General features: G+C 68.6%; 17 protein-coding genes and 3 pseudogenes. 1 reads left to right on the plus strand and 19 read right to left on the minus strand.

What is annotated here, in order from left to right; genetic code table 11:
- Window positions 1-8: 8 nt before the first annotated feature.
- From G3I65_RS30105 to G3I65_RS59130, 11 genes and pseudogenes are all read right to left on the minus strand, one after another.
- Window positions 9-1,274 carry an MlaD family protein gene (locus G3I65_RS30105; protein WP_160699102.1) on the minus strand — a complete coding sequence of 422 codons (1,266 nt, stop codon included), beginning with the start codon at window positions 1,272-1,274 and terminating at the stop codon, window positions 9-11.
- Entirely contained in the window at window positions 1,271-2,590 is a 1,320-nt protein-coding gene (locus G3I65_RS30110; protein ID WP_160699103.1) for an MlaD family protein, read from the minus strand. Before G3I65_RS30110 ends, G3I65_RS30105 begins: the two co-directional genes overlap by 4 nt.
- 5 nt (window positions 2,591-2,595) lie before the next feature.
- The gene (locus G3I65_RS30115; RefSeq protein WP_160699104.1) at window positions 2,596-3,879 is read right to left on the minus strand and encodes an MlaD family protein; all 1,284 of its coding nucleotides are present in this window, start codon (window positions 3,877-3,879) and stop codon (window positions 2,596-2,598) included.
- Window positions 3,879-5,288, minus strand: a complete 1,410-nt coding sequence (locus G3I65_RS30120) for an MlaD family protein (protein WP_160699105.1) — start codon at window positions 5,286-5,288, stop codon at window positions 3,879-3,881. Before G3I65_RS30120 ends, G3I65_RS30115 begins: the two co-directional genes overlap by 1 nt.
- A complete protein-coding gene (locus G3I65_RS30125; RefSeq protein WP_160699106.1) occupies window positions 5,285-6,517 on the minus strand; it encodes an MlaD family protein in 1,233 nt (410 codons plus the stop codon). The genes G3I65_RS30120 and G3I65_RS30125 overlap by 4 nt, the downstream gene beginning before the upstream one ends.
- 3 nt (window positions 6,518-6,520) lie before the next feature.
- A complete protein-coding gene (locus tag G3I65_RS30130) occupies window positions 6,521-7,330 on the minus strand; it encodes an ABC transporter ATP-binding protein (RefSeq protein ID WP_375336733.1) in 810 nt (269 codons plus the stop codon).
- Between the two features lie 57 nt (window positions 7,331-7,387).
- Window positions 7,388-8,170, minus strand: coding sequence for an ABC transporter permease (locus tag G3I65_RS30135; RefSeq protein ID WP_166640755.1), 783 nt, complete (start codon window positions 8,168-8,170; stop codon window positions 7,388-7,390).
- A gap of 47 nt (window positions 8,171-8,217) precedes the next feature.
- Entirely contained in the window at window positions 8,218-9,063 is an 846-nt protein-coding gene (locus tag G3I65_RS30140; protein WP_160699109.1) for an ABC transporter permease, read from the minus strand.
- Window positions 9,064-9,174: 111 nt separating this feature from the next.
- Entirely contained in the window at window positions 9,175-9,585 is a 411-nt protein-coding gene (locus G3I65_RS30145; RefSeq protein ID WP_160699110.1) for a hypothetical protein, read from the minus strand.
- A 401-nt stretch (window positions 9,586-9,986) separates the two neighbouring features.
- Window positions 9,987-10,106 (minus strand): LPXTG cell wall anchor domain-containing protein, encoded by a 120-nt coding sequence (locus tag G3I65_RS59125; RefSeq protein WP_160699111.1) that lies wholly within the window; start codon window positions 10,104-10,106, stop codon window positions 9,987-9,989.
- Between the two features lie 145 nt (window positions 10,107-10,251).
- Window positions 10,252-10,398: pseudogene (locus G3I65_RS59130) on the minus strand (InlB B-repeat-containing protein); the annotation flags it as partial.
- Between G3I65_RS59130 and G3I65_RS30160 the strand changes: the two are divergent.
- Entirely contained in the window at window positions 10,378-10,809 is a 432-nt protein-coding gene (locus G3I65_RS30160; protein ID WP_160699112.1) for a hypothetical protein, read from the plus strand. The pseudogene G3I65_RS59130 and the gene G3I65_RS30160 overlap by 21 nt on opposite strands.
- 1,279 nt (window positions 10,810-12,088) lie before the next feature.
- Here the strand turns inward: G3I65_RS30160 and G3I65_RS30165 are convergent.
- From G3I65_RS30165 to G3I65_RS30195, 8 genes and pseudogenes are all read right to left on the minus strand, one after another.
- Window positions 12,089-12,475 carry a hypothetical protein gene (locus tag G3I65_RS30165; protein WP_160699118.1) on the minus strand — a complete coding sequence of 129 codons (387 nt, stop codon included), beginning with the start codon at window positions 12,473-12,475 and terminating at the stop codon, window positions 12,089-12,091.
- A 528-nt stretch (window positions 12,476-13,003) separates the two neighbouring features.
- The gene (locus tag G3I65_RS30170; RefSeq protein WP_160699113.1) at window positions 13,004-13,594 is read right to left on the minus strand and encodes a class F sortase; all 591 of its coding nucleotides are present in this window, start codon (window positions 13,592-13,594) and stop codon (window positions 13,004-13,006) included.
- Window positions 13,591-14,433 (minus strand): choice-of-anchor P family protein, encoded by an 843-nt coding sequence (locus tag G3I65_RS30175; RefSeq protein ID WP_160699114.1) that lies wholly within the window; start codon window positions 14,431-14,433, stop codon window positions 13,591-13,593. Before G3I65_RS30175 ends, G3I65_RS30170 begins: the two co-directional genes overlap by 4 nt.
- Before the next feature lie 438 nt (window positions 14,434-14,871).
- Window positions 14,872-15,111, minus strand: a pseudogene (locus G3I65_RS30180) (IS3 family transposase); the annotation flags it as partial.
- Window positions 15,074-15,664: a transposase family protein gene (locus tag G3I65_RS58380; protein ID WP_255481966.1), complete on the minus strand. Its 591-nt coding sequence runs from the start codon at window positions 15,662-15,664 to the stop codon at window positions 15,074-15,076. The pseudogene G3I65_RS30180 and the gene G3I65_RS58380, both read right to left, overlap by 38 nt.
- A 269-nt stretch (window positions 15,665-15,933) precedes the next feature.
- On the minus strand, window positions 15,934-16,077 hold the full coding sequence (locus G3I65_RS57655) for a hypothetical protein (RefSeq protein ID WP_239071543.1): 144 nt from the start codon (window positions 16,075-16,077) through the stop codon (window positions 15,934-15,936).
- A 151-nt stretch (window positions 16,078-16,228) separates the two neighbouring features.
- Window positions 16,229-16,879, minus strand: a pseudogene (locus tag G3I65_RS59135) (transposase family protein); the annotation flags it as partial.
- A gap of 156 nt (window positions 16,880-17,035) precedes the next feature.
- Window positions 17,036-18,242: InlB B-repeat-containing protein (locus G3I65_RS30195; RefSeq protein WP_203612547.1), on the minus strand; the 1,207-nt coding region annotated here is incomplete at its 5' end.

Genomic DNA, 18,242 nt, shown 5'->3' on the forward strand with positions numbered 1-18,242 from the left:
GCAGCCACCTAGCGGGGGGTCTGGCCGGACAGTGGGCCCACACCGGGAATCCCCAGGCTGCTCGGGGTGACTTCGAGCAGGCCTCGCAGGATCCCGCCGTTGGCGTCGTGCAGGCTCGTGAGGGAGTTCGTCTGGTAGACGAAGGCGTCGAGATCGTTCAGGTACGGCAGGATCGCGGCGGTGATCGGGTTGAGCCTGCCGGTCACCTCGTGCAGGTCCGGTAGCGCGCCGTTGAGGTCGCCGACCAGCGGGCGCAGGTCCTCGACCACCGGTTTCGCCTTCGCCACGACCGGGCGTGCCTGGTCGACGAGGCCACCTGCCCGGTCCACGGCCGCCGTCAGCTTCGACAGCGAACCGGGCAGCTCACCCGACGCCCGCCGCAGGTTGTCGAGCGTCGGGTCGAGCTGGTCGCTCAGCCCGGCCACACTGCTCGTCGCCTCGTTGAGCTGCTTCGTGAGGTCGGGCAGCTGCGCCAGGGAGGCGTTGAGCGGTCCGCTTTGGTCGGCGGCGGCGCCGAGCGTCTCCTGCAAGCTCTTGGCCAGGCCGGCCAGCCGGGCGTCGTTCCCGCCCACCGAGGCCGAAATCCGCGCCAACGCCGTGACGAGCGCGGCCAAGGTGTCCTTGCGTGTCTGCAGCGCCGTCACGACCGGCTTGAGGTCGGTGGCGACCCGGTCGGTCGCCGACAACCCGCCGGCGAGCGACTGGGGGGCGTGCGCCAGCGCCGCGTCGGACTCGTTCACCAAGGAGGTCAACGCGTTCAGGGTGTTGCCGTCGAGGTGCCCGAGCACCTCGTCCACCTGGATCGGGCGCTGCGAGTGGCTCGCCGGGAGCACGCCGTCCGGCGGGATCTCCTTCCCCGGCGGCCCGCCGGGGTCGATCTCCACGTACATCTCGTTGAGCGGGCTCTTCGGCCGCAGCACGGTGCGCGCGTTGTCGTAGACCTTGTACCGCGGGTCGATCGACAGGGTGAGCAGTGCCTTGCCGCCGTCCGAAACCGAGGCCGAATCGATCTGCCCGACCTTCACCCCGGCGATCCGGACCTCCTGGCCGTTGCCGGGGCTGACGGCGGGGGCGTTGTCGAACTCCGCCCGCATGACGAACCTGTCCTCCCACGGCCAGGTCGTCGTCCCCGCGCCCTGCCGGCTGATGATGTAGCCGCCGACCGACAGGCCCAGGAGCACCAGCACCGCGAGCGTGAGCACGTTCCGGCCGAGCTTCGGCTCGCTGCGGACGCGCTCCCAGGTCTTCCCGATCCGGCTTTGCTCGCGGGTCATCGCCCCTCCTGCCGCTGTCCGAGCCTCATGAGGTTTCCGTACAGCTGTTCCAGGCTGATCGGCAGCCCGCCCAGCGTCCCGGGACCGATCCCGGGCTCGAACGCGATCGCCGCGCCGTTGCCGTCGGTCATCGACGACGCTTTGTCCACATTGGACAACATGTAGCCGAGCTCCTGGTAGAGGGGCCGGTCGCCGGACGTGTTGGCGTAGGGACCGGATCCCCGGTAAGGCGACAGCACGGTCGACATGATCGGGCCGTTCACCCGGTCGAGGACGGGACCCCGCACGTCGTCGAGCACGGTCGTCAGCCCCTGCGCGGCCGGCACCAGGTCCCGGACGACCGGCCGCGCGTCCGTCAGCAGGTCCTTCAGGTCGGTCACCAGCGGACGTGCCTTCGCCAGTACCGGACCGGCGTGCTGCAGCGCGACGTCCAGCTCGCGGGCCACCGGCCGCGCCGGCTCGGCGGCCTCGCTCAGCTTGGCCAGCGTGCCGTCCAGCCGGGACAGGCCGGTGCCGGTCGAGTCCAGCGCCGCCGGAAGCCCCCGCAGGGTCCCGGCGAGATCACCCGCCCGCTCCCCCAGCACCGTGCTGACCTTGCCGAGGTTCCCGACGATGGAGTCGAGCTGCCCGGGTTCCCGGTTCAGCGCGGCCGACGCGCCCTGCAGGCCGGTCACCACATCGGTGAGGTCCTGACGGGGCCGGGTGCCCTGCGCGGCGCGGAGCACGTCGCCCGCCGGGTCCAGCGTCCCTGGTGCGTCCGCGAGGAGCTGGTCGATGGCGGCCCGGCCGCGATCGTCCAGGGTGCCGTCGAGGCTCCCGACGGCCTTCTGCATCGACGAGAGGGTGTCGGTCGGCAGGGCGTCGACGACCTGGTCGAGCTCGACCGGCACGCGCGTGCGTTCCTTGGGGATCTCGCCGCCGAAGGTGCCCTTCTCGCCACCGGGGACGAGGTCGACGTAGTACCGCCCGCCCAGCACCGTCGCCGCGCGGATGACCGCGGACGGCGCCGTGCGGAGCTTGGCGGGCACGTCGTCGTCCACCTTGACCGTCACGTCGGCCGAGCCGTCCGGCGCTTCCCGGACGTCCACGACCTTCCCGATCGGGATGCCGGCCACCTTCACTTCCGTGGTGTACGCCTGGAGCCGGTAGTCACGCGCGAAATTGATCGTCAGTTCGGTGCCCGGCTTCAGCGTGGTGAGGATCCGGTCCTTGTTGAACAAGGCGATCCCGGCCACGAGTGCCACGACGACGAACAGCGCGCCCAACCGGAACAGCGTGCCCTTGCCCGGCCGGCGGTTCTTCATCCGCAACGCCATCTTCCTCACCTCGGCCCCAGCAGCGAGCTCTTCTTGTCCTGTCGCGCCTGCCCCGGCGCGGGGTAGGCGTTGCGTGCCGAAACCGGGTCCTTCAGCGCGCCCAGGGCGCCGGTCAAGGTCTCGGTGTTGAACAGCGGGTAGATGCGCAGGAAGTGGCCGGCCGCGTCACCTTGGCTGAGCGCGTTGGCCGCGTAGGAGAACCACGAAGCGATCTCCGTCGAGTACGGCGCCAGGATCTCCAGCGGCACGTGTGCCGAGCCGACGGCGGCGCGCACCGCGGGCGCCAGCGGCCGGGCGTCGGCGAAGGTCTGGGTCAGCGCATCGACCGCGGGTTCGGCCTGCCAGGCGACGCCAGGCACCTTGTCGAGCGGCGGGACGCCTTCGCGGAGCACGCTCCGGACGTCCGGGGTCGCCTTGCCCAGCGCACTCGCACCGGGTTGCAGCGACGACATCGCGGACTCGGCGTCGGCCAGCGGCCCCCGCACGGCCTGCAGGGCGCCCCGGACCTTGGCCAAGGTGTCCGGCCCCTTGTCGACGACGTCCTCGAGCGGTTTCCCCTGATCGACCGCAAGCGAGTCCAGCGTGGCTCCCAGCTGGCCGACCAGGTCCGAGATCTCCTGCCGGCGGCCGGCGAAGCGGCCGCCGAGGCTGTCGATCGCACGCAGCATCGCGGTCAGATCGGTTCCGTTGTCCTTCGCGAGCGCGCGGGCGACCGTACCGAGGTCCGGTAGTTCTTCGGGCAGCGCACCCAAGGCGTCCCGGAGATCCTTCTCGTGCCCGGCCGCGCCGCCGCCGGTCTGCTGGAGCACCGACTGCAACGCCTGGCGGGTCGGCTCGTCGAGCATCGCCAGCACGTCGGAAAGCTCCTGCGCGCCTTCGGTTTTCGTCGACGGGATGACGTCGTTCGCGCCCAGCTCGCCCGAGTCCGGCGTCCCCGGTGTGAAGTCGACGTACTTCTGTCCCAGCGCCGACCGCGCGCCGACCGAAGCCGTCACGGCCTTCGAGTTGCGGTAGATGTGCTTGTCGCCGTCGAACTTGAGCTGAACGATCGCCTGGTCGCCGGTCAGGGTGATGTCGCCGACCTGACCGACCCGCACGCCCCCGATGCGGATGTCGTCGCCGCTGCGCAGGGCGCCCACGTCGGCGAAGGCGGCATTCACGATCGTCGTCGGCTGGCCGGGCAGGCCGTCGCCCGCCGTGATCGCCACCCCGACCGATGCCGCGAACGCGACGAGAACCACGAATCCGATGAGCAGGGACCTCCGGTTGCGCCCGGCCGTGCGCGCCATCACTGACCTCCACCGATGAGGAACTGCAGGACACCGCTCTCCTGCTGCGAGCTGAGCCCGGTCACACTGCCGTCGGGCTGCCCGCCCGGAGCGAGCAGCCCGCCCAGGACGCCGCCCGGGCCCGTGAGGCCGGGCAGGCTCGGCAGGGGCAGGGGCGGTGCGCCACCGTCCTGGGACGGCGGCGCGGTCGTCGGCGCCGGGGCCTGGTTCGGGGCGCCGAGGCCGGGCACGAGCCCGGTCAGCAGATCGGGGTTGACGATGATCATCGCGCGGAAGTAGTGCGAGATGCCGTCACTCCCGTTGGTGGTCAGCGCCCAGCTGCGGATGAAGTTCAGGACGTTGCCGAGGTTGTCGGTCAGCTGGGTGACGACCGGCCGCACCCCGCCCACTGTGGACCGCAGGTCCGGGCCGGCCTGTTTCAGCTCGTCGGCCACCGGGCGGGCTTCGTCGAGCAGGCTCTGCGCGCGCTCCAGCACCGGCTTCGCGCTGGCCAGTGCCGGGTCGAGCGACTCGGAGAACTTCTTGAGTTCGTCGGAGATCGCGCTGAGGTTGTCGGTCGTCGGCCGGATCGACTGGAGCACGGGCGTCGTCGCCTGTGCTGTCCCGGTCAGCTGCCCCAGCGTGGTCCGGGCGGCGGTCAGGGTATCCGGCAGCTGGCTGAGCGTCGCCTCGAGCTTTTCCCGGTTCTTCGCGGTCGCCTCGGTCGCGGTCTGCGCCGCCGAGAGGAGGCCGTCCAGGGTCGCGCCGTTGTCCTCGGCCAGTGCCTGGGCGACGGGTTCGATCTTGTCGACGACGCTGGTCAGCAGCCCGTTCTGCGCCTTGAGGACCTGCACCAGGCTGTCGGTGTCCTGCATCGAGCCCGCCAGGGCCTGGATCGTGGCGTCGGCGTTGCGGCCGTTGCCCCGCAGGCCTTCGCCGAGCATGGTCACCAGCGCGGCCAGCGACTGGCCGGTGGGGTCGTCGATGGTGTTGAGCACCTGGTCCAGGTCGGTGTAGACGCTGGTCTGCCGCGCCGGCAGGGTGTCGCCGTCCTGGAGCACCGGCGCCGACGGCGTGCCGCGGTCCAGGTCGAGGTAGCGCTCACCGAGGATGCTCACCGGCTTGAGCGTCACCTTGGCGTCGTGGTGCACCGGGAGCGCCGCCGGGTCGAGGCTCAGCGCGACCGCCGCCTCCTTGCCGCCGTCGGCCACGGTCATCGCCGCGACCTGACCGACCTTGACGCCGTTGACCTTGACCTCGTTGCCCGGGACGAGCGGGCTGGCGTCGGTGAACCGGGCGACGATCGTGATCGCGCCGGGCTGGCCCCGGTCAGCGGCGCCCAGCGCGCCGCCGGTCACGCCGGCACAGGCCACCACGACGACGATGAGCAGCCGCAATCGGTACAACGGCCGGCGCGTCTGGTTCCTCATCGAATCCCACTTCCGAACGCGTCGGTCCAGGGCTGGCCGACCGGTGAGCCGGGCAACGGCGTCGGGTTCTTGGTGACGCCCGGCGGCACGATTCCCGGGTTGACGTTCAGGCTTCCCGCGCCGGCCTGCACGAAGATCCGGCTGTAGTGGCCGTTGCTGTCGTAGTTCGCGTTCGCCGAGCCCCAGTTGGCCAGCAGGCCCGCCGCCTCCGGGGTGAACGGACGCAGGAAGCTCAGCGCGGGCAGCAGGCCGGTGACCGCGGCGTTCAGGCCCGGCACCGTCGCGTGCGCGGTGTCCAGCAGTCCCGGTGTGTAGTTCAGCAACGCCTGGGCGTCGGTCAGCGTCGGGCGCAGCTCGGCGACCAGCGGACGCAGGTCGGTCAGCACCGGACGCAGGTCGCGGCTCACGTCCGGCAGCTTCGCGGTGGCCGGCTCGAGGTCCTTCAGCAGCGGCACCGCTTTGTCGACCGCACCGGGGACGTCCCCCAGCGTCTTGCCCGCGGTCCGCAGGGTTCCCGGCAGCTTGGCGAGCACAGCGGCGAGGGCCTGGTGCTGCTCCGCCGTAAGCGACGTCGTCTTCGACAGCTGGTCGACCACTGTGCGCAGGTCCGCTTCGTGGCCGGCGAGGGTGCCCACCATGGTGTCCAGCTGGCTGACCATCTGCTTGATGGCCGGTCCGTCGCTGCCCAGCCCGCGCAGCACCTCACCGAGTGCCGCCACCGCCGGGCCGGCCGAGCGCACGGTCCGGTTCAGGTCCGCTTCGTTGCCCTTGACCGTGCTGTCGAGCCGGTTGATCAGCGAACTCAGCTTCGCCCTGGTCGGTGCGTCCAGCGCGGCGAGGACCTGGTCGAACTCCATCGGCACCGGCATCTCGCCCTTGATCAGCCCGCCGTCGGGGATGGCCGCGTTCCCGCCTGGGCCGTCGGTGATGTTCACCATCCGCTCGCCGAGCGCCGCCTTCCATTCGATCCGCACCACCGCGCCGTCGTGCAGGGGAACGTGGTCGCCTTCGAGGGAGAGGACGAGCTTCGCCTTGCCGCTCTCGACCGAGATGTCCGAGACGCTGCCGACCTCGAACCCGTTGACCTGCACGGTCCCGCCGGGCACGACGTTCGTCGCGGAGTCCAGGAGCACGCCCACCTGGTAGTCGTCGGTGCCCATGGCCGCGGCGGCGGTCCCGGCCCCCAGGACCGCCACCGCGACCACACCGATCGTCAGCGCACGCTTCATCGGTCAGTCCATCCCCAGCGGGCCCGCGGACTCGCCGGCGAGGAACTGGCGGACGAACGGGTCTTCCGACGCGAACGCCTCTTCGGCCTCGCCGTAGTGGACGACCTGCCCCTTCCAGATCAGGCCGACGTAGTCGCTGACCTTGCGCGCCGTGCGGATGTCGTGCGTGACGAGCAGGTAGGTGCCCCGGTGCTCGCGGTGCATGTCCAGGATGAGGTCGTTGAGCAGGCTGGTGCGGACCGGGTCCAGACCGGAGTCCGGCTCGTCGAAGAGCACGATGTCCGGGTTCAGCACCAGTGCCCTGGCGAAGCCGGCACGTTTGCGCATTCCGCCCGAAACCTCGTTGGGGAGCTTGGTGACCGACTTCTCGAGGCCGACCTCGGTCAACCGGGTCATCACGACGTGTTCGATCTCCGCCTCGCTCATGTCGGTGTGCTTGCGGAGCGGAAAGGCGGTGTTGTCGTAGATGTTCATCGACCCGAAGAGCGCGCCGTCCTGGAAGAGGACGCCGAAGCGCTTCCTCAGGTCGTAGCGTTCCTGCTCGCTGATCTGCCAGAGGTTCTGACCGAAGATCACGATCTCGCCCTCATCGGGTTCGAGCAGCCCGACGAGGTGCTTGAGCAGGACGCTCTTGCCGGTGCCCGACGGCCCCAGGACCGTCGTGATGGCGTCGTCGACGAAGTCGATGTTCATGCCGCGCATGACCTGGAAGCTCCCGAACGCCTTGGACACGTTCCGCACTTCCATCGAGTGGGTGCGTTTTTCCGGAGGGACCAGCAGCCGGCCGCGGTGGTTGTGGATCTGCGTCGGCATGCCGGCAATGTCGAATGTGGACAACGAATTCTCCTCGCGGGGACGGTGGCCGGGCGGTCAGTTCGCGATGGGCGCGTTGGGAGACAACCCCCAGAAGAGCTGTGTTCCCAGTACACCGATGATGTGGATCAGCACCATGTTCAGCATCATCGACTTCGCGGTACTTCGCCCCACGCCGACGGAGCCGCCGCTGGCGTTGTAGCCGTAGTAGCAGCCGACGAAGATGATCGCCGTGCCCATCGCCATCACCTTGCACAGCGAGAAGAGCAGGTCCTGCGGGTTCTGGTAGAGCCAGAAGATGAAGTTGTACCCGCCCGGCGAAACCCCGCCCAGCATCTTGACCGTGGTCAGGAATTCCCCGATGTACATGATCCCGAGCCCGACGACGTAGAGGAAGGGCATCGCGATCCACGCCGCGACGATGCGGCTGCCGACCAGGTAGCTGCGCGACTTGACACCCATGACCTCCATGGCGTCGATCTCGTCGGAGATCCGCATGGAGCCGATTTCCGCGACCAGTCCGCACCCGACCTTCGCGGCGAAGATGTACCCCCACATGTACGGCGCCATTTCCCGGATGGCGCACCACGCGTTGAAGATCCCGGAATAGAGGGGAACCCCGATCTGCTTGAGCGTGTAGTTGCCCTCCAGCCCGCACTCGTACCCGATCACGAGCTGCATGAGCCAGATGACGAGCCCGCTGGAGAGGATCAGCACGCCGCACTGGTGGAAGACCTCGGTCGCGTAGTGCCGGAGGTCGGGCAGGGCCCGGATCGTCCGGCCGGAGAACCGGGCGATGTCACCGCCGGTCTCGACGGCGGTCTTCACCGAGGTGACCATGCCCTTGACCGAGATCTCGACATCCGCCGGCTTCGGCGCTCCCCCGGTCACTTGTAGACCTGCATGTCGGGGTTGAGGCCCAGCATGATCGCGGTGAACACCGCGTTGAAGATCCAGATCGCCGCGAAGGCGATCACCACGGCCTGGTTGACCGCCCGGCCGACGCCGATCGGCCCGCCGCCGGTGTTCATTCCCTTGTAGCAGCAGACGACGCCGATGATGAGGCCGAAGATCGCGGTCTTGACGACGCTCGCCCAGATGTCGGTCGTCGTCGCGTTGTCGAAGAAGCTGCCGAAGAACGCGCTGCTGTTCGCCTTGAGAATGGGTACCGCGGCGATGTACCCGCCCACCACGCCGAACGCCAGCGCCACCAGGTCCATCAGGCCGGTGATGAGCGTCATGGCCACCACGCGGGGAACGACGAGGGTCCGGACGGGATCGACGCCGAGCACCTCCATCGCGTCGATCTCCTCACGGATGCGGCGGGCGCCGAGGTCCGCGGTGATCGCCGTCCCCATGACGCCGGCGACGACCATCGCGTTGATCCACGGCGCGAACTCGCGGACGCTGGCCATGATGAAGAACGACCCGAGCCGTTCCGGAATCCCGAAGAGGGAGAAGATGTTGCCGCCCTGCAGCCCCGGTGCGCCCAGCCCGAAAGCCGTGGTCGAGATGATCATCGGGAGCCAGCACAGCTTGAGCGTCTGGAACATCTGGTCACGCACTTCGCCCCAGTAGCCGACGGGGTGCCGGATCGCCGAGTAGAGCACGTCGCCCATGAACTGGACCATCTCGCCGGCCTCGGCCAGCGGACGCGCGGCGGCCGACCGGCGACCGGCCGTGCGCCGTGCCTGTCCTTTCGGTTTCGGCGGTGCGGCTGCGTGCGTCGTCATGGTGCGCTCCTCGGCAGGCTTGGGGAGTCGGTTCGTCGGCACGGGGACTCATCTGATGAACGAGGCTTCCCGCGAATCGCCACGCACCGGGTGGAAAGTCGTGCGGCGCCGCTACTCGCGCGTGTGGAAACGCGAACGGCCACGCAGGAAACCGACGACGCCGCCGGTCAGCACGGCGGTAACGGCGGTCAGGGCGATCTGCCCCGGATCGCGCCCCGCGGGAACGAGCAACGCGAGCGGGAGCGCCAGCAGGTAAGCACACAAAGCCGCGACGCCACCGTGCAGCGCGGGCAGGGTCGCGGTCCCGATCCGGCGCGACGCGACGACGAACGCCACAACCGCCACCAGCGGAAGCCATCCGGCGCCGAACATCGGCACCCACGCGGCGGCCAGCGGCTGCGCCAGGCCGCCGACGACGAGCACGCTGAACCCGGTCGACGCACCGCGAACCGCCACGGGCGCGTCGATCCGCTCGATCCAGGAGGCCGGCTTGGCCGCGGTCCGGTCACGAGTCCTTTTCACGGAATTCCCGCCTCTTCACGTTCGACGCTGAACATTGCGGAATTATCTCCGCTGTGCGCTGGTCCGTATGGGCCAACGATGGCACCCGGGGGCCAACAGACTGTCCATTCCGGACAAGGGTTGCGGAGTGACGAGTTCGTGAGCTGGGGTCGGCAATGGAGGACCGGGCACTGGACGCACCCACCTGTTCGGAGTTCGCGGCGTCGGCTCCGTGGCCGGTGCTCTGCCTGGCCCACCGGCAGCGCACCGGCCGCGGTTCGCAGCACCCGCCTGGTCAGCGCTATGGATCCGAACCTCGTCGCGGCTGCTTTCTCCTTGCGTTCGGGTCGTGTCCGCATCACACGACAGGGCAGTGCGCGGCGCGGTCCTTGGGCGCCGTGGGCGGTCGTGACCGCCCGGGGTCAACGACTCCGGCGATGGCTGCGGCGCTGACTGACGACGACGAGTCCGAGACCGATCAACGCGATCAGGGCTCCGACGCCGGCGAGGCCCCACGGGTTGTCGACGCCGGTCTTGGGCAACGCGGTGCTGCCCGGGTCGGGCTGGGCCGGTGGCGGGCTCGCGGGGTTGGACGTGGGGGGGGGGCGCGGGAGTCGTGCTGCTGGGTGGGGTGACGGGGGTCCAGTGCGCGTACAAGGTCAGGTTGCTGGTGACGTGCGTGGCGAAGTTGTACGGCGTGCCGCCCTCGGCCTCGGTGTACCAGCCGGCGAAGGTGTACCCGGACCGAGTGGGCGCGCTCGGCTGCGCGACGGTTGCGCCGCAGGAGACGGTTTCCGCTGCCGTGGCAGTGCCGTGCTGGGAGTCGAAGCTCACCGTGACCGGCGCGATATAGGTGAACGCGACGTAGCCCTTGCCGGTGTTCGTCGCGGCAGCCGAGGCCGGTGTTACGACGCTGTAGGAACCCCCGCCACCGCCAGAACCAGCGTCGAGGTAGTTACCGCCACCGGAACCGCCGCCGCCACCGCTGTAGCCGCCGCCACCACCACCACCACCGGCGCTGCCGCCGCCACCGCCGCCGAAGCCGCCGCCGTTGCCACCACCGCCGCCGCCGCCGTTGACGACAGCCTTGCCACCATCGCCACCGCCGGACAAGACGTCGACGCCGTTGCCGCCGTTGCTGAGAAGTCCGCCGCCACCACCAGCGCCACCGTTGCCGCCGCCTTCGCCGCCGGTGCCATTATCGCCGCCGACGCCGCCGAAGCTTCCGCTGCCGGCGGAGCCTGACGTTGTGGTCGAGGCGTCCCTCCCGGCAACACCGCCGTTGGCGCCTTCTCCGCCGCCGCCGCCGCCGGCGGCGGCAAGCAGGCCCGCGGACGTTGGTGCGGTGTAGACAAACGATCCGCCGCCGCCGCCGACTTGGGAGACCGAACTTCTACTGGCGCCGACGCCTCCGACGAGAACAGTGAGTGGGGCGCCCGCGTTCACCGGGACGTGCTCGACCGTCATCACTGCGCCTCGGCCGCCGGGGCCGGTGCCGGAGCCGCCGACGGCGCCGGCGACCGTCATGTCGATCTGGGTCACGCCGGCCGGGACGGTGAAGGTCTGCAGGCCGCCGGTGTAGGCGAAGTTCTGCGTTGTGGATTTGCATTCGGCCGGTGCCGCGTTAGCCGTCGGCGCGGCGAGCACACTGGCCCCGCCGAGCGCGACGGCGGACACGGCGGCAAGTCGGCTGGCGGTTGCTGTGAAGCGGCGGCTGGGTGCGGGGAGGGTCATGGGCGGACGGTACCCACTCGCCATGAACGGCCTGAATTCAACCCGAAGCGATGGCCCATTCAGGCAATCGCACGTTCCCATGGAGCACTGCAAGCAGGGCTGCGGGGGCAAGCAAATCGGGTACGTCTGGCGATTGACTCCGGATCTCCCACCAGTGGTGTCCTTTCCGGACGAACATGTGCGAGGCGACGGAATCGGTTCCGTGCCGGAGCCGAGGTCAGATGTTGGAGGGGCGTCGCCTTCCCATCCGCCCGGCAGGAAACCACGGCCCATCAAGCCTACTTGGCAGGCCGGAACTCTTGCCTCAGCGGCGTGCCGCCCCGCACCTCGTCCGCGCGGCGTGGACCACACACCCGCAGACGGTCACGACGAGTACAACGCCGACCCGTGGCGTGGCCGTCCAACCTGGCTCATTCAAGGGGTCTCGACTTTCAATCGGCCTTCCGCTTGGTCGTCACGCAGCAGCCTCTTGTCGAACTTGCCCACGCTGGTACACGGAATGCGCTCGACGAAGGTCCGGACGGGATCGACGGCGGGCGCCGAGGTCCGCGATGATCGTCGGCCCCATGACCCCGGCGACGACAGAAGAGGGAGAAGAGGTTCCCGCCCGATGTCCAGGTAGAGACGTCGCCCATCGGCTGAACCATCTCGCCGGCTTGCCGGAGCGGACACGCTACGACGGCTCCGGGAACGGCCGCTGTTCCCGGCCTCGACGTGCGGCTGCCGGCGTCGTCGTGGTGCGCTCCTCGGCGAAGCTTCCGGCAAACTGCCACGCACCCGCACGGCGCCGCTACGCACGCATCAGACCGCGCAGGAACCCGACGAGACTTCCGGTCAGCACGGCGATCAGCGCGATCAGGAGGATCTGGACGGGATCTCGCCCAGCTGGCACGAACAGCGAAAACGGAAACGCCAGCAGGTAACTGCACAGCGCGGCGACGGCACCGTGCACGGCAGGAAGGGCCGCCTTGCCGATCCGGCACGACGCAACGGCGAATGCCACGACGGTCACCAGCGGAATCCACCAGATTCCGAGCACCGGCGCCCACGACCTGACCACCGGCCGAACAAGACCGCCCACGATGAGCACGCTGAACCCGACGGCCGCTCCACGCACCGCCACGGGCACGTCGATCGGCTCGCCCGTTGCCTTGTTTCCGAGAAAAACGCGAATCATTTTCAAGAAGTTCCCGCTTCGCCGCTCCGGACCACTACAGCGAATTATCCGCGAGCGAAGCCGACGGGGAACCAGCCCAACCGTAAAGGGAATCAAACGGGCACGCACAAACTCCAGCGAGTCGGCGGCGACCCGCCACGACCGCCCAGCACCGGACGGCCGCCTCCTCGAGTTCGCCGGTGAACACCGCGGAAATAGGTCCGCTGAGCAGCGGCCCATCGGGGCCAGTGGCGGCGCCCACGGGCCACCGCCCGCCAGGCTCGACCACCGCATCCGATACCTCCGGCCGAATGGTTTCGCCACGACACTTCGACGATCACTCAGATGTCGTCCGGTGGTTCGCGGTCCGTGGCCGCTGGTCTTTGAGGCTGTGAACGAAGCTGGCGGCTGCTGCGGTGGACCGGGTGACGGGTGTCGCCTCGTCGCAGCCTGATCGGCCGACCTTGTTGCCGGACAGGCACAACGAGGAAGGGCCTCGTCGTTGCGCCCAGATGCGCATCGGCGAGGCCCCGTACCGCGATCGGCAGGTCAGGTGTTGAGTGTGCCGTAGACGATGATGTTGTCGAGATAGCTGTGCTTGGCCGCGTCGAACGCGCCACCGCAGGTGATCAACCGGATCTCCGAGCCGGCCGTCTTGCCGTAGACCGCCTCGGTCGGGAATTCCTTCTTCGCGACCTGGTCGACCTTGGTGACCGTGAACGTGGCCTTCGACCCGTCCTTGCGGCCGATCACGACCTGGTCACCCTGCTTCATCTCGTGCAACCGCCAGAAGATGCCCTTCTTGTGGTTGCCGTCGATGTGCCCGAGGACCACCGCCGGACCGACCTGCCCCGGCATGGCCCCCAGCCGGTACCAGCCCGCCTGCAGCGGCTGGTCCACCGGCGGTACCTGCACGGTCTTGTCCTGGTTCAGGCCCAGCGGCACCAGCGTCGAGTGCGCGTCGATGCTCGGCACGTCGATCGAGACCGGCTCCGCGACCGGCTTCTGGGCGGCGACCGGCGACGGCGCCGGGGCCGGGGCCGGGGCTGTGTCCTGTTGTGATGCCCCGCAGCCGGCCAGAACCAGCCCGGCGAGCAGGGTCAGCAGCAGTGCGAACAGGCGGGGACGGGGACGTGTCACGGCGCGGTCACCGCAGCCTCGGAGCCGTCACCGGTCTCCGGGGCACCCTCAGGCACAACCGTGCCCGTGCCCGAACCACTCCCCGAGTCCCCGCCCGGCGTCGTCGGCGTCGTCGGCGGCGCCGTCGTCGGGTTTGGCGCCGTCGTCGGTGTCGTCGTCGGCGCCGCGGGCGCCAGGTAGGTGCCGCAGGTGGCCGACCCCAGGATGATGTCACCCGAGGTGGCGCCGGTCGGGTCGATATTCGGGTCGATCTTGATGTGCAGCGCGTTCACCGTCAAGCTCTGGTCCGTCGGATCGGTGGTCTGCTCGTTCAGGATGATCGTTCCGACGCCCGCGATGGTTTGCGACTGGTTCACTTCGCCAGTCGGGGTGATTGCCTGGCCGAAGAAGGTGAGGCCGGTGATCGTCGACGAGCCGGTCAGGCCACCGGGGTTGGTGGTGGTGACGTCGGCGGCCTTGGCGGTGCACTTCGCTGTGAGCACTTCAGCGGTCAGCGGTAGCGCCTGCGAAGCCAACTTCGTGACCCCGCCAGACTCGGTGACGTTGTTGGATGCGTCGATCTCCGAGGTGCTGGTGACGGTGTCGACGGTCAAGAGCAGGGCCACGTCGCCCACGAGGCTGTTGCCGACCACGCTGTTAGTGCCCGGACTATCGGTGCTGGTCGGCGCCAGCTGGCCGGAAGAGACGTTCACGCCGGAAGCCAAGGTGATAGTGGTCGAGGCGCCATACGCAGAGCCGGTCCCGGCGACCTGGGCCGCCTGGGCCGGGACGGCGGCCGCGAACAGCCCGGCCGCGGCCAGCCCCGCCACACCGGCGGCGCGCAACGCTGATAAACGCATGAAGTTTCCCTTCGAAGAACAGAGACAGTCGCGTAGGCAACCGGCGCCACGGCGCCGATCAGGCTCGACGTCAAGCGAGGAACGAGCGGAACCTAGCAGAATGCCGACAGGCAGCCCAGAGCGGTAACACCTCGCCATGAAGGGAAACTACGACAATGAGTGTACCCCAAGACGGCACATCACCCATTCGAGTGGGTTAGTCGCCATCAGCTCGTCACTAAATGCGACCAGTCGCGCCAACGGTAGCCACCGGAAACGGTTTATGCACCGAAATTGCCCTTTTGGCCAAACATTTCTATCGTGTCGACTACGACATCGACTGCACCTCTACTCGCCACTTCGGCCATCATCCACTGCGGACGGTAATTCGCTAACCGCCCAGGACGGAAATAGCAGGGGGTCTGCCCAGGCTTCGGTTGACACCGGAGCTGACTGTTTTCAGGCCGCTGACGTGGCCGTGTAGATGGCCTCAAACTCGACCGGGGTGAGCTTGCCCAGCCCCCGTTGCCGGCGTTTGCGGTGGTACTTCGTCTCGATCCAGGACACGATCGCCAACCGGAGCTCCTCCCGCGTGCGCCACCGGCGGGTATCGAGAACGTTCTTTTGCAGCAACGAAAAGAACGACTCCATCGCAGCGTTGTCACCACACGCCCCGACCCGCCCCATCGACCCGGTCAGCCAGGGTGGGCAGATCGAGGTGGGAGTAGGCCCAGTACAAGGCGCCGAGAACGTGTTCCCGGGCTGCGGTGATGTCGTGGGTGGAGCCGGGTTCGACCTCCGAGAGCCACAGCGGGAACCCGTCGGGCTCCATCAGGGCTTGGACGTTGCCGCCCTGTTCGCGGTGCTTGCCGGAGTACCAGGCGTCGATCTGCTCACCTTTGACGCTGGTGGTCTTCTCGCCGACGCGGTCGGCGGAGAACAGCTTGCCGTCCAGGACGAGGTGAGTCAGACCGCCGTCCTTGGCGCGCTGCAACGTCTCGTGCAGGTCCGGGGCCTGGCCGGCGAGTACCTCGATGACCTCGTCCAGGTAGCGGTACCCGGTCGCCCGGGAGATGCCGCAGTCTCGCGCCAGCGCGGATACGTCCCGGTCCTCCCGGAACCAGCGCAACCCGAACACGGCCTGCCGGAAGCAGGTCAGTGCGCGGCTGCGGCGTCGGGTGCCGCGCTCGCGGCGCTCGGCGTTCAGCAACCGGCTGAGGTACTGGGCGAGTGCACACGGCACGTCGAGCATGGCACGATAGGCGATCACGTGGAGTCCTTCGGGCGAAGATCACTTGTGGTGAGCGTTCTTCTACCAGGGACTCCACGCCCGTCTTCACACCGGATCCCCTTGCCACCACACGGAACCGGCGCAGCCGACCCGAACTGGTTCGATCTTGATGAGATCACCTCACTGGGCCCGTGGAACTTGGCAGCCAGCCCGCTGAACGGGCCGCCAATCATGCCCGCGGACCACAAGGCGCCGTTGAAACCCAACCCGAAGCCGATCAAGCCAGCACGTCAGCCACGCGAAACATCCAGGCTGATCACGCCCAGGATGGCGCCCGCGCTGTCGGTCCCGCTGGTGGCGTCGGCGACGTAGCGTTCGATCAGGAATATTTGGGCTGTATGCGGAAATCCAATTCCCTCCGGCGCGGCTTGCACCTGGATCGAGCGTCGCTCGACACGGCCATGTCCCGTATTTTGTTTGTGCGCACAGGGATTTCCGCCCAGGGCAGTGCGTCGAGCCGCGCGAACAGGGCGGCTGATTCTCCTTCACTGTCAGCACGTGGTCCGTGCCGAGTTTCTCGACGAGGTGGCGGGTGTGCGCACGTTGAGTGTGCAAAGCGTCGGCGGTCACCACAACCCCAGCCGTGTCCATTGTGGACGGCAACGGCTGGAAACGGGTGATTTCGTTGTTCTTTCCGTCTACTTCTCGTTGACCCACAACGATTCCGTTGTCGTGGGTCATCGGCGCCGGGAGGTGCACACCGCCTTTGGTCGTGTCATCGCAGGTGTCGCGGAGGTTTTTGCCGTCCACCGCGATCGTCCGAGCATCATCGTCCTGGTCGGCCGGCCAGGTACCGATCGTGCAATCGAGCGCGTCTCCACCGATCAATCCCGGCACTCGCCGCAAGGTGGCTTGACCGGGAGCACGATAGACGCCGCGTTGCCGGTCGATGCGTGCTTCGGCCGCGGCCAGGAGATGTTGCGGCAGGTCAGCGGCCCATTTGCCGATCGTAGTGAACGAGCGCGTCTCCGTCGGCGCGGCGGCCGCAGCGATCAGCGGGGTCGCCGTAATCGTGTGCCGTGTCTCGCCTCGGTGCCGCGGATCGGGCACCGAGGCGAGGTGTTCACGCAGGTCAGCGACCTGGCGCAGTGCATGCGCCGGGCCCTCAAGCAGACCCGGTGTGTGGGTCGGTTGGTTCAGTGCGGCGGGAATCAGGGATGATGCGGGAGCAGGCACGGCTCTCGCACGTGATCATCAGGACTCGACGCCCGGATGATCACTGAAAGCCGTGCCTGCGGGTAAGAGTGCCTCGACAATTTCAATTCCTTCCCGCTGCCGGCGACTGTCGAGATTGCTGGCAGCGGGAAGGAGGATTCTCGTGGTTTCTGTGGTTTAGCAGGTGGCACTAAGCCGAGCGACCACGGTACAGCTTGCGCTGGCGGTGTTGTTGGCGAAGTTGGGGTCAGGGGTGGTGCTGTTGACGGTGGCGGTGACGGTTTGTGTTCCGAGGGCGAGGAGCTCGGCCTGGAAGGTCACGGTGTGGGTGCTGTTGGTGCCTGTGGGGAGGCTCCCGAGGTCGCAGGTGATGGTGCGGGTGCTGGTGTCGACGGTGCAGGCAGCGCGGTCATCGGGTGTGACGTTGCCGAGTCCGCTGGGGTAGGTCATGTGCAGGCTGGTGTTGTCGGCTGTGCCGGGTCCGTTGTTGCCAGTGGTGGCGGTGAACTTCAGGTCGGGCAGGAGGAACTGGCCGGCCGTGGCGCTGAGGCCGACTGTGAGGTCCGCCGCTGCGGTCCAGTGCGCGTACAGGGTCAGGTCCTTGGTCACCGGCGTGCTGAAGTCGTACGGGGAGCCGTCCTTGGTGCTGGACCAGCCGTCGAAGGTGTACCCGGTCCGGGTCGGCGCCGCGGGCTTGGTGGCGGTGCACCCCGAAACGACAGTCTGCGCCGACGGGGTGGGGGATCCGCCGGTGGCGTCGAAGGTGACTGCCGCTTTCGCCTTGGCGTAGAGGGTCACGTTCGGCTTCAATGTCCCGGAGGCGGCGTCGTCGGTGTCGGGGCTGGCTGTCTGTGATCCGAATACCGCCGGCAGGTCCGTACTTTTATCCACGACCTGCTGTCCGATGCAGGTCTTGGTGCTGTACCACGCCTGCCCGGCCGGCGGTGCGGGCAGCGGAACCTGGGCGGCATCGTAGGTGGCGGCGAGTACCTGCGATGGGCTGTTCGGCCGGCTGGGTGAGTAACCGACCAGGAACGCGTGATGCTCGATGTGTGCTTCTTCGTAGAACACGAACGCGCCGTTGGCGAGGCGGATTGTGCCGTCGTTGGTCACCTGGCCGGTGCCGGCCATGCGGGTGTTGACGGTGATCAGCCCGGTTGCGGTGTTCGTCAGGGTTCCGTAGTTGGTCTGGTTCCCGGTCAGGGTTAGTGTGCCGCTGTTGGACACCGTTCCGTACGGGGTGCCGCCGTTGCTGCCGACGACCGAACTCGCGCCAGGACCCGAGGTTGCCTGCACTACCGCGCCCCTGCCGATCGTGACTTTGCCGCCGGCGGCGCCTATGCCGCGGCTGCCGCTGCCGCCGCCGCCGACGCCTGTGGCGGCG

The organism is Amycolatopsis sp. SID8362 (assembly GCF_010550475.1).
Lineage (GTDB): Bacteria > Actinomycetota > Actinomycetes > Mycobacteriales > Pseudonocardiaceae > Amycolatopsis > Amycolatopsis eburnea.

Bases quoted from the DNA above. Each gene is read 5' to 3' on its own strand.
- G3I65_RS30105 (WP_160699102.1), bottom strand. From the start codon at position 1,274: ATGACCCGCGAGCAAAGCCGGATCGGGAAGACCTGGGAGCGCGTCCGC.
- G3I65_RS30110 (WP_160699103.1), bottom strand. From the start codon at position 2,590: ATGGCGTTGCGGATGAAGAACCGCCGGCCGGGCAAGGGCACGCTGTTC.
- G3I65_RS30115 (WP_160699104.1), bottom strand. From the start codon at position 3,879: ATGGCGCGCACGGCCGGGCGCAACCGGAGGTCCCTGCTCATCGGATTC.
- G3I65_RS30120 (WP_160699105.1), bottom strand. From the start codon at position 5,288: ATGAGGAACCAGACGCGCCGGCCGTTGTACCGATTGCGGCTGCTCATC.
- G3I65_RS30125 (WP_160699106.1), bottom strand. From the start codon at position 6,517: ATGAAGCGTGCGCTGACGATCGGTGTGGTCGCGGTGGCGGTCCTGGGG.
- G3I65_RS30130 (WP_375336733.1), bottom strand. From the start codon at position 7,330: ATGCCGACGCAGATCCACAACCACCGCGGCCGGCTGCTGGTCCCTCCG.
- G3I65_RS30135 (WP_166640755.1), bottom strand. From the start codon at position 8,170: ATGGTCACCTCGGTGAAGACCGCCGTCGAGACCGGCGGTGACATCGCC.
- G3I65_RS30140 (WP_160699109.1), bottom strand. From the start codon at position 9,063: ATGACGACGCACGCAGCCGCACCGCCGAAACCGAAAGGACAGGCACGG.
- G3I65_RS30165 (WP_160699118.1), bottom strand. From the start codon at position 12,475: ATGATTCGCGTTTTTCTCGGAAACAAGGCAACGGGCGAGCCGATCGAC.
- G3I65_RS30175 (WP_160699114.1), bottom strand. From the start codon at position 14,433: ATGCGTTTATCAGCGTTGCGCGCCGCCGGTGTGGCGGGGCTGGCCGCG.
- G3I65_RS58380 (WP_255481966.1), bottom strand. From the start codon at position 15,664: ATGCTCGACGTGCCGTGTGCACTCGCCCAGTACCTCAGCCGGTTGCTG.